Genomic DNA, 15,002 nt, shown 5'->3' on the forward strand with positions numbered 1-15,002 from the left:
GAGAATTGACCGGTGCCCCGGCCGCCGCGCGGCGAGAACCGGCCGGCGCCCCCGGCCGGTTCAACCGCCCGTGGTCTTCGTGACGCCCGCCACGCTCTCGACGGCCACCTCGGCGCGCGGTACGGCCCGGTCGTCGGCGCTGATCGAACGCCGCAGCGCCTCGTGGAGGCGGGCCGGGGTGAGCACGCCCAGGAACCGGCCCTCGCCCGCCTCGTCGATGACCGCGATCCAGCCGGCGTCGTGCTGGAGCATGGTGGAGAACGCCTGCTTGAGCGGTGCGCCGACGGGCAGCCAGGCCTCCATACGGCGGGCGTGCTCGCGGACCGTTCCCTTGGCGCCGGTGAGCGCGTCACCGGCCGGGATCCAGCCGTGCAGCCGGCCGTCGCCGTCCAGCACCACGGCCCACCGTGCCCCGTCCGCGCGCAGCCGCTCGGTCGCCGTGGCCAGGGGGTCGTCGAGATGGACGACGGGCGGCCGGTCGAGGTCGCTCTCCTCGACGGGGGTGACCGAGAGCCGCTTGAGTCCGCGGTCGGCGCCGACGAAGTCGCCGACGTAGCCGGTGGCGGGGGCGCCGAGCACGGTGGCCGGTGAGTCGAACTGCTCGATCGAGCCCTGGCCGTAGACGGCGATACGGTCGCCGAGCCGGACGGCCTCCTCGATGTCGTGCGTCACGAACAGCACGGTTTTGCGGACCTGGGCCTGGAGCCGCAGGAATTCGTTCTGCAGCCGCTCCCTGACCACCGGGTCGACCGCGCCGAAAGGCTCGTCCATCAGCAGCACGGGAGGGTCGGCGGCCAATGCCCGTGCCACGCCCACGCGTTGGCGCTGGCCACCGGACAACTGTTCCGGATAGCGGTCGCCATAAACGGAAGGGTCGAGTCCGACCAGGTCGAGGAGTTCCGCGGCGCGGGCGCGGCCCTTTCCGCGTTTCCAGCCGAGGAGATGGGGGACGGTCGCGGTGTTCTCCAGCACCGTCCGGTGCGGAAACAGACCGACCTGCTGGATCACATAGCCGATGCGGCGGCGCAGTTGGACGGGGTCGATGGCGGATATGTCGTCCCCGTCGAGGAATATCCGGCCCTCGGTCGGTTCGATCAGCCGGTTCACCATCTTCATGGTGGTCGTCTTGCCGCAGCCCGAAGGTCCGACGAGCGTGACGAGTTCACCTTCGGCGACCTCGAAGGAAAGGTCGTCGACGGCGGTGGTGCCGTCCGCATACCGCTTGGTGACGTGCTCGAAACGGATCATGGTTCCCCATTGTGGCGCGTGTTCTGTGAAGGACGTGTTGCTGGAATACAACGGCCTCGGCGATTGTCAGTGGTCGAGGATAGGCTCGCCGGACATCAGTACGAGAGGCGATCGGGAGGTGGGGGACGGATGGCCGCGCAGAACTGCCTGGTGACGAACGACTGGATCTGCGGGGAGTATCTCCGTTCCCGCAGCCAGGAGTTGACCGATGCGACGGTCCAGCACATCTGGATCACCGCGGTCTCGGTGGCGATCGGGGTGGCCGTGGCCTTTCCGCTGGCGCTGCTCGCCCGTCGCGGCCGGCGCTTCGCCGGGCCGGTTCTCGGGCTGACGACGGTGCTCTACACGGTGCCGTCGCTCGCGATGTTCTCGCTCCTGCTGCCGCTGTTCGGACTCTCCGCGGCGCTCGTCGTCACCGGGCTCGTGCTGTATTCGCTGACCATTCTCGTACGGAACATCCTGGCCGGTCTGGAGGCGGTTCCGCAGGAGGCGAAGGAGGCCGCCCGCGGGATGGGGTACGGGCCGGTGCGGCTGCTGTGGGAGGTCGAGCTGCCTCTCGCGATGCCCGCGCTGATGGCCGGGATACGAATCGCCACGGTGTCCACGATCGCGCTGACCACGGTCGGGTCGATCGTCGGCCGCGGCGGCCTGGGCAATCTCATCGAGGACGCCCTGCCGAGCTTCTTCAAGGCCCAGGTGCTGGCCGCCTCGGTGCTCTGCGTGCTGCTCGCCGTGGTCGCGGACCTGCTGCTGCTCGGTGTGCAGCGACTGCTGACCCCCTGGACCCGAATACCGGCCGGCCGCGACGCCGTGGGCGCGGCCGGCCCTGCGAAGGCGGTCTGAAAACCGTGGGAGTTCTCGGCGAGGCCTGGACCTGGCTCACCACCGGCGCCAACTGGTCGGGGGAGAGCGGGGTGGCCCACCGGCTCGGCGAGCATCTGTACGTCAGCGGGGTGGCGCTCGCCCTGTCCTGCGCCATCGCGCTGCCCATCGCCCTGTACCTGGGCCACATCGGGAAGGGGGGTGCGCTGGCCGTCAACATCTCCAACGTGGGGCGGGCGATCCCGGTCTTCGCGGTGCTGGCCCTCTTCATGGTCTCGCCCCTGCGCAACGCGGGATACATACCGACGATCATCGCCCTGGTGCTGTTCGCCGTGCCGCCGTTGCTGACCAACGCCTACGTCGGGATGACGGAGGTGGACCGCTCCGTCGCGGAGGCCGCGCGGGGGATGGGGATGTCGGGCGGCCAGCTCTTCCTCCGAGTCGAACTCCCGCTGGCCTACCCCATGATCATGACCGGGCTGCGTTCGGCCTCGGTACAGGTCGTGGCCACGGCGACCATCGCCGCGATGGTCGGCCAGGGCGGCCTCGGCCGGATCATCACCGCCGGCTTCAACACGTACAACACCCCGCAGGTGGTCGCGGGCGCCCTGCTGGTCGCCGTACTCGCGCTGCTGGTGGAGACGGTCCTGGTCGGCATCGACCGGCTGCTGTCCCCGCTGCGCCGCCGCCGGACGGCATGAGCGCCCGGCCGTCCCACCCAACCGATACGGCCCATCCCACCGTTTCGGCCCACCCAACCGATAACGCTAGTCACCTATGGCCTCGTTGCCGTGGACGGAGAACAACATGAGCAGGATCTCGCGCACCGCCGGCGCGGTCATCGGCATCGTCGCGCTCGCGGGCTCGCTCGCCGCCTGCGGTGGCGACAGCCTGGAGAAGGACAAGGACGGGTCCGCCGCGTCCGCGGACAAGGGCTCCGGGAAGAAGGGCTCGCTGGTCGTGGGAGCGGCCGCCTTCACCGAGTCCAAGGTGCTCGCGGAGCTCTACGCCGGAGTCCTGTCCGACGCCGGATACAGCACGTCGATCACCACGGTGAAGAACCGCGAACTCTACGAACCGTCGCTGGAGAAGGGCGAGATCGACGTCGTACCGGAATACGCGGCGACGATCGCGGAATTCCTCAACGCCAAGGTGAACGGGGCGAAGGCGGCCGGGTCGAAGCCGGTCGCCTCGGGCGACACCGCGGCCACGGTCGCAGCCCTGGAGAAGCTCGCCACTCCGCGCGGGCTGAAGGTGCTGCCGGCCGGTCAGGCCGTCGACCAGAACGCCTTCGCGGTCACCAAGGAATTCGCCGACAAGAACAAGCTCAAGACCCTTTCGGATCTCGGCGCCTCCAAGATCAAGGTGAAGATCGCGGCGGGTGACGAGTGCGAGGTGCGGCCCTTCTGCGCACCCGGGCTGAAGAAGACGTACGGCATCGATGTCACCGGCATCGACCCCAAGGGAGTCGGCACCCCGCAGTCCAAGCAGGCGGTCAAGGACGGCAAGGACCAACTGGTCCTCACCACCACGACGGACGCGGTGCTCGACAGCTTCGGCCTGATCTTCCTGGACGACGACAAGAAGCTCCAGAACGCGGACAACGTGCTGCCCGTCCTCAATGCCGAGGACGCCGGCGCCCAGGACGTCGCCGACGCCCTCGGCAAGCTCACCGCCGCACTCACCACACAGGACCTGGCCGAGCTGAACCGCAAGGTCGACGCGGAGCGCGCCAAGCCCGCCGATGTGGCCAAGGAATACCTGGAGACGAAAGGTCTGATCAAGAAGTAGCGCGAGGGCCGGAATGGGTGGTTCAGGGGCCGTCAGGTAACTGCCGGGGAACAGATTGCCGGGCGGCCCCCCAAGCGGACCGTACGCACGGTAAATTTCAGGCCATGTCACGTGGACGCCATCGCCATTCGCCACCTCTGCACAGAATTCTTCCGCCTTCGGTCGTCGCCGGAGCCGCGGTCCTCTGTGCCGCGGGAGCCTGGCTGCTCGCCGAGCCGCTGGTCCTGCGCGGACTGGTCGCCGCCGCTGCGGCCGCCGCCGTCACCGGCGCGTATCTGATGCGCAGCTGGGACCGGGAGGCCGGCCGTCGTGTCGCGGAGCTGACGCGCGCCCGCGCCAGTGACGAATGGCGCGCCGAAGAGCGCGTGGCGGAACTGGAAGCCGATCTGGAGGAGTCGCGCGAGCTGCGCGCCCGCCTGGAGACGAAGCTGCGCCGCAAGCGCGTGGAGCTCGCCGGGCTGCGGGGCGAGCACGCCGCGCTGCTGCGGCGGTACGCCAACGCCGAGACCGAGCGCGCCAGTGTGCTGGAGAGCCGTCGCCAGCTCGCACTGGAGGCGGCCGCGCCGCCCCGCGAACTGCCCGCCGCGCGCAGCACCCCCACCCCGGCCGCGTATCTGCGGGCTGCCCAGGCCCTCGACGACCTCTCGCGCAACGGGGCGCTCCAGGAGGCGCGGCGTACCGCCGAGCAGGCCAGGAAGCGCGATCTCGCGGAGCGGGCCCGGGAGACGGACGAGCCGCAGGGCAGGCACGCGGCGGCTGCGGGCTCGCCGGCGTCACCCGGGCAGCAGACCACCGAGCAGCACCGCCGCCCGCAGGCGGTCCTGCCCGCGACCAGGCCTTCCCAGGCCCTGCCCGCCGCGCGCCCGGTGCCGGCCGCCAGCGCGGTCGTCCCGTACGCGGCGGCCCGCCGCCATCTGGTGCCGCAGGGCAGCTTCGACTTCTTCGGTACGCAGAAGGCGCACGCCGCGATCGAGGCCGTGCAGAACGAGGACCTCGCCGACGTGGTGGGCGAGGAGGCATTGGCCGCGCACCGCACGGGCACGGCCGAGAACCGGGCCGTCGGCAAGGTCATCGACCTGACCGCGCACGACGAGACCGAGCAGCTGGACGTGGCGGAGCTGCGCAGCGCGATCTCGTAGAACGGGCAGAACGGGCCGCAGCCGGTCGTGGGTTACTTGTCGATGTCGCCGACGACGAAGAACAGCGAGCCGAGAATCGCCACCATGTCGGCGACGAGCGTGCCGGGCAGCAGTTCGGTGAGCGCCTGGATGTTGTTGAACGAGGCGGAGCGGAGCTTCAGCCGGTACGGGGTCTTCTCGCCCTTGGACACCAGGTAGTAGCCGTTGACGCCGAGCGGGTTCTCCGTCCAGGCGTAGGTGTGGCCCTCGGGGGCCTTCAGGACCTTGGGCAGGCGCTGGTTGATCGGACCGGGCGCCAAGTCGGCCATCCGGTCCAGACAGGCGTCCGCCAGGTCCAGCGCGTTGTGCGTCTGGTCCAGCAGGCACTCGAACCGGGCCAGGCAGTCGCCCTCGGTACGGGTGACGACCTTCAGGGTGTCCTGGAGTTCCCCGTACGCGAGATACGGCTCGTCGCGCCGCAGGTCGAAGTCGACGCCCGAGGCGCGGGCGATCGGCCCGGACACCCCGTACGCGTGCACGGCCTCGGCCGACAGCACGCCCACCCCGCGGGTACGGCCCCGGAAGATCTCGTTGCCCAGCACCAGCTTGTCGTAGACGTCCATCCGGGAGCGGACCGAGGCGACGGCGTCCCGGGCACGGCCGAGCCAGCCCGCCGGGAGGTCCTCCTTGAGGCCGCCGACCCGGTTGAACATGTAGTGCATCCGGCCGCCGGAGACCTCCTCCATCACGGCCTGGAGCTCCTCGCGCTCCCGGAACGCGTAGAACACCGGGGTGATCCCGCCGAGTTCCAGCGGGTACGAGCCGAGGAACATCAGGTGGTTGAGGACCCGGTTCAGCTCGGCGAGCAGAGTGCGGGTCCAGACCGCGCGCTCCGGCACCTCCATGCCGAGCATCCGCTCGACGGCCATCACGACGCCCAGTTCGTTGGAGAACGCCGACAGCCAGTCGTGGCGGTTGGCGAGCATCACGATCTGCCGGTAGTCGCGGGCCTCGAAGAGCTTCTCCGCGCCGCGGTGCATATAGCCGATGACCGGCTCGGCGTGCTGGATGCGTTCGCCGTCCAGGACGATGCGCAGACGGAGCACGCCGTGGGTGGAGGGGTGCTGGGGGCCGATGTTGAGCACCATGTCGGTGCTCTCCGCCGCGCCGCCGATGCCGACTGTCGTCTCCGTCATGCCGACAGTATTGCCTGCGGCCCGGCTTCCCGGGGCTCCGCCCCGGACCCGCGCCCCAAACGCCGGCGAGGCTGGATATGCCCCGGGCGCCTCAGTCGCCGGGGACGACCGGGCCCGGGACACGTTGCATCAGCCAGCCGAAGTCGCCCAGGCCGCCCCGGGCCGTCAGCTCCGCGGCCTGGCCCGCCGACGCCAGGGCGCGCACGTATCCGGCCGGGTCGCCCGATGCCAGGGACAGCGGCGGGCGTTCACCGGTGACGCCCAGCTCCCGCAGCGCCTCGCGCTGGGTGCGGATCTCCGCGTCCCGGCCACCCGCCACCGCGCACGCGTCCAGCGCCACGTGCGAGGTGAGGTCGCAACTGCCGTCCGGCACCGGCCGCACCTCCCGCCCCGCCCGGAAGCCGGTCAGCGTGCCGAACGGCGGCCGCTCCTTGCGTAGGTGGCAGTAGTCCACCGCCACCGCGAGCCCGGCGGACAGCGTGGCCACCGCCCCCGCCCACGCCTCGTCGCGCGGGCGGCCGATCTCGGCCCTGCTGCCCGGTCCCGCCGAGGGCCACCAGCGGTCCAGCCAGCGCGCGTCCGCCCCGCTCACCGGTTCGCCCAGCCGCTCGGCGCCGTCCGCAGCCCGCACCAGGACGTACCGATCGACGCCGTCCGGATCCGTCTCGGCGACCGGCACCGGCACGTTGTCAAGCCACTCGTTGGCGAACAGCAGCCCGCGCGCCCCCTGCGGCGGCTTCGCGCACCACTGGATCTGCGGGTCCAGGCCGGGCGGACGGGCGGCGAGCTCCACGGCGTACGCCCGTACCGTGAGGCCGTCGCCCCCTTCGGCCGGCAGTGCGGCGAGCACTCCGGCCGACAGCTCTCCGCGCCCCGCCCCCAGATCCACCAGGTCCACGCACGACGCCCCCACTTCCGCGGCCGTCCTGACCAGCAGCCGGGCCACGGCCGCGGCGAACAGGGGGGAGGCGTGCACGGAGGTACGGAAATGCCCCGCAGGCCCTTCGGGGCTCCGGTAGAACCCCCCGTCTCCGTACAAAGCGGTCTCGGCCGCCTCCTGCCACCCACGCCACTCATCCGTCACGTTCCCAAGTCTCCACCTTGGGGAGTACGGTCTCCGGACCTGGATCGGCCCTTCGGCTGACCCACGCACCCATTGGCTTTCTTTACGCTGGGTTACGTGCAGCGCCTCTACGACTTCATCCGCAGACACCCGACGGGCGTCGACAGCTTCTGGGCCGTCTTCCTCCTCGGGATCTCCGGCATGACGATCGTGGTCGGCGATATCGGGGACGGCGGCCGCGGGGAGCGCATCGCCATAGCGCCGATCGTCGTCGGCCTCTGCGTCGTCGTCGCGCTGCGCCGCCGCGCGCCCGAGAAGATGCTGCTGCTCGCCATCGCGATGGGTGTGGCGCAGCTGGCGTTCGGGGTCAGGCCGACCGTCGCGAACTTCGCCATGCTGGTGATCACTTTCACCGTGGCCACCGTCGGCGAACGCTGGGCCTCCCGGCTCGCCCTGGTCTGCAGTCTGTGCGCGGCGGGTCTCTCCCAGCTCCGCTGGCCGGAGCAGGAGGGAGCACCGCGCGGCTGGGCGGAGGCGGGGTTCGTCGTCGTCGTCATGACGGTGCCGTTCGTGCTGGCCTGGGTGCTCGGCGACTCGATGCGGACCCGGCGGGCCTACTTCGACCAGCTGGAGGAGCGCGCCGCCCGGCTGGAGCGGGAGCGCGAGGCGCAGTCGAAGGTCGCGGTGGCGGCCGAGCGGGCCCGGATCGCCCGCGAGCTCCACGACGTCGTCGCGCACAACGTCTCCGTGATGGTGGTGCAGGCGGACGGCGCCGCCTACGTGATGGACGCGGCCCCCGACCAGGCCCGGCAGGCGCTGGAGACCATCTCCGGTACGGGCAGGCAGGCGCTCGCGGAGATGCGCCGGCTGCTCGGCGTGCTGCGCACCGGCGATACGCCGGAGACCGGGGAGTACGTACCGCAGCCCGACGTCGACCAGATCGAGGACCTGATCGAGCATGTGAGGGCGGCCGGTCTGGCCGTCGACTTCAAGATCGAGGGCACCCCGCGCCCGCTGCCCAGCGGCGTGGAGCTGACGGCGTACCGCATCGTGCAGGAGGCCCTGACCAACACGCGCAAGCATGGCGGTCCGAACGCCGGGGCCAGCGTGCGGCTGGTCTACTTCGACGACGGGCTCGGCCTGCTGGTGGAGGACGACGGCCGGGGCGCGGCGCACGAGCTGTACGAGGACGGCGGCGCCGACGGCGCGGGCCACGGCATGATCGGTATGCGCGAACGGGTCGGCATGGTCGGCGGCACGCTGGACGCCGGACCGCGTCCCGGCGGCGGATTCCGGATCAGCGCGCTGCTGCCGCTCAAGCCCGCGAACCAAGGCTGATCCGTACGGAAGGCCCCGGGCCTCCGTACGCCGAAACCGACCGCAGGACGAACAGGAGACAGGGACCCCATGGCGATCCGCGTGATGCTCGTCGACGACCAGGCGCTGCTGCGCACCGGCTTCCGGATGGTGCTCGCCGCGCAGCCGGACATGGAGGTCGTCGCCGAGGCGGGCGACGGCGCGGAGGCGATCGAGGTACTCCGCTCCACCGCCGTCGACGTGGTGCTGATGGACGTGCGCATGCCCCGGCTGGACGGAGTCGAGGCCACCCGCCGCATCTGCGCGCAGCCGGATGCGCCCAAGGTGCTCATCCTGACGACGTTCGACCTCGACGAGTACGCCTTCTCGGGGCTGAAGGCGGGGGCCAGCGGCTTCATGCTCAAGGATGTGCCGCCGGGCGAACTGCTCGCCGCGATCCGTTCCGTGCACAGCGGCGACGCCGTCGTCGCCCCGTCCACCACCCGACGGCTGCTCGACCGCTTCTCGTCGATGCTGCCCAGCGGCACGGCCGAGCCGCAGCACAAGGACGTCGCCAAGCTCACCGAACGCGAGCGCGAAGTGATGCTCCTGGTCGCGCAGGGCCTGTCGAACGGTGAGATCGCGGGGCGGCTGGTGCTCTCCGAGGCGACCGTGAAGACGCATGTCGGCCGGATCCTGACCAAGCTGGGCCTGCGCGACCGCGTGCAGGTCGTCGTCCTCGCGTACGAGACCGGGCAGGTGCGCGCCGGCGGCGGGGCGGGCTGAGCGGTGGCCGACCTGGTGTGGGTCAACGGCCCCTTCGGGGGCGGCAAGACTTGGGGTCTCTCGTTCGCCGAGCACATCCGTACCGACCGGCTGACGGTTCCTCAGGTCGCCGACCGGATCGCCGCGTCGGCGGGCCTCACCCTGCTGCCGGACACGGACAGCGCGCTGCGGCACCGGGTGCGGCGGACGTGGACGGGCATCCGGCACATCCGGCTCGACTGAACCACCCGCCGCACCGCCCGGGCTCAGCGCGGGATCCCCTCCAGGGAAGTCGCTGCCGAGCCGCGCCACCGCGGTCGGGTCCAGCTGGTGCAGCACGTACCGGCCGCGGCGCCGGGTCGTGACGCTGCCGAGCCGCGCCACCGCGGTCGGGTCCAGCTGGTGCAGCACGTACCGGCCGCGGCGCCGGGTCGTGACCAGGCCCGCCTTCTTGAGCACCGCGAGATGGCGGGAGACCTCGGGGCAGTGATGCCGTTCGAGTCGGCGCGTTCGCCCATGGTGCGGGGTGAGCGGGACGGTCTGGGCCCCCGATCGACGGCCGGCGTCGATCGGCGGCCCGCCGGGCGCGCCTCACTGCTGCCGGGCCACCCGCTCCAGGAACGCCGCCGCCGCCGCGCGGACGTCCGCCGCCGTCCACTTCAGCCCCGCCTCCGTCACGGTGACCTCGGTGAAGGAGACCCCGGGCGGACCGGCGGGCGGTGCCGGGTACCACCTGCGGAAGAGCGCCACGCCCGTCTCCTCCGCCTGCCGCACCGCCGCCTCCGACAGGACGTCCGGCGGGTAGGGGAGCCACACCTGGAACTGGTGCGTGTGCGGCGGCTGCGGATGCACCCGGTACCACCCGGCACCGGCCTCCGCGAACGCCTCGGCCAGCGCCGCGGCGACCACCTTCGCCTGCGCCACGTACGACGGCAGCTTCGGCAGCTGCCGGTCCAGGCCGATCAGGGCGGAGAGCGCCGCGGGGAACTGCTGGAAGACCTGGCCGCCGTACCGGTGGCGCCAGGTGCGGGCCTCCTCGACCAGCGAGGCGGAACCGGCGAGCGCGGCCCCGGAGAGTCCGCCGAGGGTCTTGTAGAACGACACGTACACGCTGTCGGCGAGCGCCGCGATCTCCGGCAGTTCGCGCCCGAAGCGAGACGTGCACTCCCACAGCCGTGCCCCGTCGAAGTGGACGACCGCATCGCGTTCCCGGGCCGCCGCGACCACCGCCTCCAGCTCCTCCCACGTGGGCAGGACGAAGCCGGCGTCGCGCAGCGGCAGCTCCAGCATCAGGGTGCCGAAGGGCTCCGCGAAGTCGCGGATCTCGTCCGCGGTGGGCAGCCGCGGCTCGGACGTCGGGTGGACGGTACGCAGCCCGCTCACCGTCCCCAGCGCTCCGCCCTCGTGCAGTTCCGGGTGGGCGAGGGGGTGCAGCGCCACCGTGGAGTTGCCGGTGCGCCCCGCCCAGCACCGCAGCGCGACCTGCTGTGCCATTGTCCCGGTCGGGAAGAACGCGGCGGCCTCCATACCGAGCGCCCCGGCGATCCGCTGCTCCAGCTCGGCGACGACGCCGTCACCGTAGATGTCCGCCTGCCGGCCGAGATCGGTGACCGTGCCCGCGTCGGCGGCCAGCGAGGCCAGCTGCTCGCCGAGCGAGCGGTCCATCGGGACCCAGGACAGGATCCGCTCGGCCTGCCGCCACGCGGATATGCGGCGCAGCCGCTGCGGATCGGCCTCCTCGTCCCCGTATGCGGGAGAGGTCTCCGGTACGTCCGGCGCCTCGTCGTGCACCTGCTCGTGTGTGTCTGCCATGGGACGATCATCACGCAGAACACAGCCCCTGCCCACAGGATATGGACGCCCCCGGTCCGCCGGTGCTGCCGCGGCCGGGAGTATCCACAGCCTGTGGACAGTCCGGGGTGCGGGCGAGGCGCTGGCGTAGCATGCAGAGAAATCGTCCGGTACCCCCCGCGGACTGGAACGGAAGGCCACTGCCGCGTGAACGCAACAGCCCCCAAGGAGCCCCTCGACGCGAGGGACCGCCCCGCCCGGCTCACCGTCGGCGTCGTCGGCGCGGGCCGCGTCGGCCCCGCCCTCGCCGCGTCCCTGGCACTCGCCGGGCACCGCCCGGTCGCCGTGTCGGGCGTCTCCGACGCCTCGGTGCGCCGAGCCGCCACCCTGCTTCCCGACATCCCGCTGGTCCCGCCCGCCGAGGTCCTCGCGCGCGCGGAGCTGGTCCTGCTGACGGTGCCCGACGACGCCCTGCCGGGTCTCGTCGAGGGCCTCGCCGAGACCGGGGCGGTCCGCCCCGGCCAGCTGATCGTCCACACCTCGGGGCGGTACGGGACGAGGGTGCTGGATCCCGCGCTGCGGGCCGGCGCCCTGCCGCTGGCCCTGCACCCCGCGATGACGTTCACCGGCACCTCCGTGGACGTCCAGCGCCTGGCCGGCTGCTCCTTCGGGGTCACCGCCCCCGAGCAGCTGCGGCTCGCCGCCGAGGCGCTGGTCATCGAGATGGGCGGCGAACCCGAGTGGATCGCCGAGGAGTCCCGCCCGCTCTACCACGCGGCTCTCGCCCTCGGCGCGAATCACCTGGTCACCCTGGTCGCCCAGTCGATGGAACTGCTGCGCACCGCGGGGGTCGCCGCCCCCGACCGGATGCTCGGCCCGCTGCTCGGCGCCGCCCTGGACAACGCCCTGCGCTCCGGTGACGCCGCCCTGACCGGCCCGGTCGCCCGCGGCGACGCGGGCACGGTCGCCGCGCACATCGGTGAGCTGCGCACCCACGCCCCGCAGACGGTGGCCGGTTACGTCGCGATGGCCCGCGCCACCGCCGACCGCGCCCTCGCCCACGGCATGCTCAAGCCGGAGCTCGCCGAGGACCTGCTCGACGTCCTGGCCGACGGCTCGGGCGCCCCCGGCAGCGCCGGTGCCGGACCGGAGGAGTCCCGATGACCGCATCCGCCGCCACTCTGCTCCGTACCGCCGCCGAACTGGCGGGGTACGCCCCCGAGGGCGACCGGGCCGAGCGCGCCGTCGTCATGACGATGGGCGCCCTGCACGAGGGCCACGCCTCCCTGATCCAAACCGCACGTGCGGTTGTGGGAGCGGCCGGCCAGGTCGTCGTCACCGTCTTCGTCAACCCGCTCCAGTTCGGCGAGAGCGCCGATCTCGACCGCTACCCGCGCACCCTGGACGCCGATCTCGCGGTGGCCGGCGCGGCCGGCGCCGATGTGGTCTTCGCTCCGTCCGTCGACGAGGTCTACCCCGGCGGCGAACCCCAGGTCCGGATCTCCGCGGGCCCGATGGGCGAGCGCCTGGAAGGCGCCTCGCGCCCCGGGCACTTCGACGGCATGCTCACCGTCGTCGCCAAGCTGCTCCACCTCACCCGCCCCGATGTCGCGTTCTTCGGACAGAAGGACGCCCAGCAGCTGGCGCTGATCCGGCGCATGGTGCGCGATCTGAACTTCCCGGTGGAGATCGTGGGCGTGGAGACGGCCCGGGAGGCCGACGGACTGGCGCTCTCCAGCCGCAACCGCTTCCTCGACGCGTACGAGCGCCACACCGCGCTCGCCCTGTCCCGGGCCCTGTTCGCCGCCCGTGACCGGCTCGCCGCCCAGCAGGCGCTGCACGCCCGCGCGCAGACGACGGGCGCGACCGAGGACCGGGCCGCCGGACTCACCCGGCTCGGCGAGGCCAGGCTGGCGGCCGACGCCCAGGCGGTCGCCCGGGCCCGGCCGGACGGCGGCCCCGCGGCCGTCCGCGCGGCGGCCCGCGCGGTCCTGGACGACGCGGCGGCCGAGCAGCCCCCGCTCGCCCTCGACTACGTGGCGCTCGTGGACCCGGCGGACTTCACCGAGATCCCCGACGACCGCACCGCGGGCGACGCGATCCTCGCCATCGCCGCCCGCGTGGGCACCACCCGCCTCATCGACAACATCCCGCTGACCTTCGGAGCCATCGCGTGACCGGAATACGGCTGACCGCCCCCGCCCCCGGCTGGTCCATCGACGCCGATGTCGTGGTCGTCGGCTCCGGCGTGGCCGGGCTCACCACCGCGCTGCGCTGCGCCGCCGCGGGCCTCGCCACCGTCGTCGTCACCAAGGCCCGCCTCGACGACGGCTCCACCCGCTGGGCCCAGGGCGGCGTCGCCGCCGCCCTGGGAGAGGGCGACACCCCGGAACAGCACCTGGACGACACCCTCGTCGCTGGCGCCGGCCTGTGCGACGAGGCGGCGGTCCGCACCCTCGTCACCGAGGGCCCCGACGCCGTACGCCGGCTGATCGGTACGGGCGCCCAGTTCGACACCGCGGACGACGGCACCATCGCGCTGGGCCGCGAGGGCGGCCACCACCGCCGCCGCATCGCCCACGCGGGCGGCGACGCGACGGGCGCGGAGATCTCCCGCGCCCTGGTCGAAGCGGTCCGCGAAGCCGCCCTGCACACCGTCGAGAACGCCCTCGTGCTCGACCTGCTCACCGACGCCGAAGGCCGTACCGCGGGCGTCACCCTGCACGTCATGGGCGAGGGCCAGCACGACGGGGTCGGCGCGGTCAACGCCCCCGCGGTCATCCTCGCCACCGGCGGCATGGGCCAGGTCTTCTCCGCCACCACCAACCCGCCGGTCGCCACCGGCGACGGCGTGGCACTCGCGCTGCGGGCGGGCGCGGAGGTCTCGGACCTCGAATTCGTCCAGTTCCACCCCACGGTCCTCTTCCTCGGCGCCGGTGCCGAGGGCCAGCAGCCGCTCGTCTCGGAAGCGGTACGGGGTGAGGGCGCCCATCTCGTCGACGCACACGGCACTCGCTTCATGCTCGGGCAGCACGAGCTGGCCGAGCTCGCCCCGCGCGACATCGTCGCCAAGGCCATCACCCGCCAGATGCAGCTGCACGGCACCGAGCACATGTACCTCGACGCCCGCCACTTCGGCGCCGAGATGTGGGAGCAGCACTTCCCCACCATCCTGGCGGCCTGCCGGACCCATGGCATCGATCCGGTCACCGAGCCGATCCCGATCGCCCCGGCCGCGCACCACGCCTCCGGCGGCGTCCGCACCGACCTGCGGGGACGTACGACCGTGCCCGGTCTCTACGCCTGCGGCGAGGTCGCCTGCACCGGGGTGCACGGCGCGAACCGGCTGGCGTCCAACTCGCTCCTGGAAGGCCTCGTCTTCGCCGAGCGCATCGCGGCCGACATCGTCGCCGACCGGCCCCGGTCCGCCGCCGCCACCGTCGCCGGCCACCCCGCGCCCTCCCCGCTGCTGCCTCCCGAGGCCCGGAGCACGATCCAGCGCATCATGACCCGCGGCGCCGGCGTCGTGCGTTCCGCCGACAGCCTCGCCAGGGCCGCCGAGGAGCTGGAGGACCTGCACCGCAGCGCGTTCCTGAAGGCCGGGGCCGCCGAGCCGAAGGACGCGGTGCCCGGGGTCGAGGCCTGGGAGGTCACCAACCTGCTCCTGGTCTCCCGGGTCCTGGTCGCCGCCGCCCGGCAGCGCGAGGAGACCCGCGGCTGCCACTGGCGCGAGGACCGGCCCGAGCGCGACGACGAGAACTGGCGCCACCACCTCGTCGTCCACCTCACCCCCGACCGGCAGCTCGTCCTCCGTCGGACGGATACCGAGGCGTTCGGGCCCGTACAACCGTCCGGGGCAGCAGACTGCGCAGCAACAGGCACCACCCACCCCACTCCCGAGGAGCCGTAACC

At 72.6% G+C, this 15,002-nt stretch carries 13 protein-coding genes and 1 pseudogene; 10 read left to right on the forward strand and 4 right to left on the reverse strand.

Annotated elements, in window-relative coordinates:
• Window positions 1–60: 60 nt before the first annotated feature.
• The gene (locus ACIBJG_RS25620) at window positions 61–1,248 is read right to left on the reverse strand and encodes a betaine/proline/choline family ABC transporter ATP-binding protein (protein WP_399310740.1); all 1,188 of its coding nucleotides are present in this window, start codon (window positions 1,246–1,248) and stop codon (window positions 61–63) included.
• A gap of 129 nt (window positions 1,249–1,377) precedes the next feature.
• Between ACIBJG_RS25620 and ACIBJG_RS25625 the strand changes: the two genes are divergently transcribed.
• The 4 genes from ACIBJG_RS25625 (at window position 1,378) to ACIBJG_RS25640 (ending at window position 5,000) form a co-directional block, all read left to right on the forward strand.
• Entirely contained in the window at window positions 1,378–2,091 is a 714-nt protein-coding gene (locus ACIBJG_RS25625; RefSeq protein ID WP_399310741.1) for an ABC transporter permease, read from the forward strand.
• A gap of 5 nt (window positions 2,092–2,096) precedes the next feature.
• Window positions 2,097–2,771, forward strand: coding sequence for an ABC transporter permease (locus ACIBJG_RS25630; protein WP_399310744.1), 675 nt, complete (start codon window positions 2,097–2,099; stop codon window positions 2,769–2,771).
• A 106-nt stretch (window positions 2,772–2,877) separates the two neighbouring features.
• Window positions 2,878–3,861 carry an ABC transporter substrate-binding protein gene (locus ACIBJG_RS25635; RefSeq protein ID WP_399310746.1) on the forward strand — a complete coding sequence of 328 codons (984 nt, stop codon included), beginning with the start codon at window positions 2,878–2,880 and terminating at the stop codon, window positions 3,859–3,861.
• 104 nt (window positions 3,862–3,965) lie between these two features.
• Window positions 3,966–5,000 carry a hypothetical protein gene (locus ACIBJG_RS25640; protein ID WP_399310747.1) on the forward strand — a complete coding sequence of 345 codons (1,035 nt, stop codon included), beginning with the start codon at window positions 3,966–3,968 and terminating at the stop codon, window positions 4,998–5,000.
• Window positions 5,001–5,032: 32 nt separating this feature from the next.
• Here the strand turns inward: ACIBJG_RS25640 and ACIBJG_RS25645 are convergent, their stop codons facing one another.
• Window positions 5,033–6,175 (reverse strand): NADH-quinone oxidoreductase subunit D, encoded by a 1,143-nt coding sequence (locus ACIBJG_RS25645; RefSeq protein ID WP_136326460.1) that lies wholly within the window; start codon window positions 6,173–6,175, stop codon window positions 5,033–5,035.
• Between the two features lie 91 nt (window positions 6,176–6,266).
• On the reverse strand, window positions 6,267–7,259 hold the full coding sequence (locus tag ACIBJG_RS25650; RefSeq protein ID WP_399310750.1) for an SAM-dependent methyltransferase: 993 nt from the start codon (window positions 7,257–7,259) through the stop codon (window positions 6,267–6,269).
• A 96-nt stretch (window positions 7,260–7,355) separates the two neighbouring features.
• On the opposite strand from ACIBJG_RS25650, the gene ACIBJG_RS25655 reads away from it, so the two are divergent.
• The 3 genes and pseudogenes from ACIBJG_RS25655 to ACIBJG_RS25665 all read left to right on the forward strand — a co-directional run.
• Window positions 7,356–8,576 carry a sensor histidine kinase gene (locus ACIBJG_RS25655; protein WP_399310752.1) on the forward strand — a complete coding sequence of 407 codons (1,221 nt, stop codon included), beginning with the start codon at window positions 7,356–7,358 and terminating at the stop codon, window positions 8,574–8,576.
• A gap of 69 nt (window positions 8,577–8,645) precedes the next feature.
• Window positions 8,646–9,320 (forward strand): response regulator, encoded by a 675-nt coding sequence (locus ACIBJG_RS25660; protein WP_399310754.1) that lies wholly within the window; start codon window positions 8,646–8,648, stop codon window positions 9,318–9,320.
• Window positions 9,321–9,383: 63 nt separating this feature from the next.
• Window positions 9,384–9,542 (forward strand): annotated as a pseudogene (locus ACIBJG_RS25665) (ATP-binding protein); the annotation flags it as partial.
• Window positions 9,543–9,890: 348 nt separating this feature from the next.
• Here the strand turns inward: ACIBJG_RS25665 and ACIBJG_RS25670 are convergent.
• Window positions 9,891–11,111: a threonine aldolase family protein gene (locus ACIBJG_RS25670; RefSeq protein ID WP_399310756.1), complete on the reverse strand. Its 1,221-nt coding sequence runs from the start codon at window positions 11,109–11,111 to the stop codon at window positions 9,891–9,893.
• A gap of 186 nt (window positions 11,112–11,297) precedes the next feature.
• Here ACIBJG_RS25670 and ACIBJG_RS25675 point away from each other — a divergent pair, with 186 nt between their 5' ends.
• The 3 genes from ACIBJG_RS25675 to ACIBJG_RS25685 are packed head-to-tail and all read left to right on the forward strand — an operon-like array spanning window position 11,298 to window position 15,000.
• A complete protein-coding gene (locus tag ACIBJG_RS25675; RefSeq protein ID WP_399310758.1) occupies window positions 11,298–12,254 on the forward strand; it encodes a Rossmann-like and DUF2520 domain-containing protein in 957 nt (318 codons plus the stop codon).
• Window positions 12,251–13,267 (forward strand): pantoate--beta-alanine ligase, encoded by a 1,017-nt coding sequence (gene panC, locus ACIBJG_RS25680; protein WP_399310759.1) that lies wholly within the window; start codon window positions 12,251–12,253, stop codon window positions 13,265–13,267. The genes ACIBJG_RS25675 and panC overlap by 4 nt, the downstream gene beginning before the upstream one ends.
• On the forward strand, window positions 13,264–15,000 hold the full coding sequence (locus tag ACIBJG_RS25685) for an L-aspartate oxidase (RefSeq protein WP_399310760.1): 1,737 nt from the start codon (window positions 13,264–13,266) through the stop codon (window positions 14,998–15,000). The genes panC and ACIBJG_RS25685 overlap by 4 nt, the downstream gene beginning before the upstream one ends.
• The last annotated feature ends 2 nt before the right edge of the window (window positions 15,001–15,002 follow it).

It is taken from the genome of Streptomyces sp. NPDC050422 (assembly GCF_044458665.1).
In the GTDB taxonomy this organism is placed as follows: domain Bacteria; phylum Actinomycetota; class Actinomycetes; order Streptomycetales; family Streptomycetaceae; genus Streptomyces.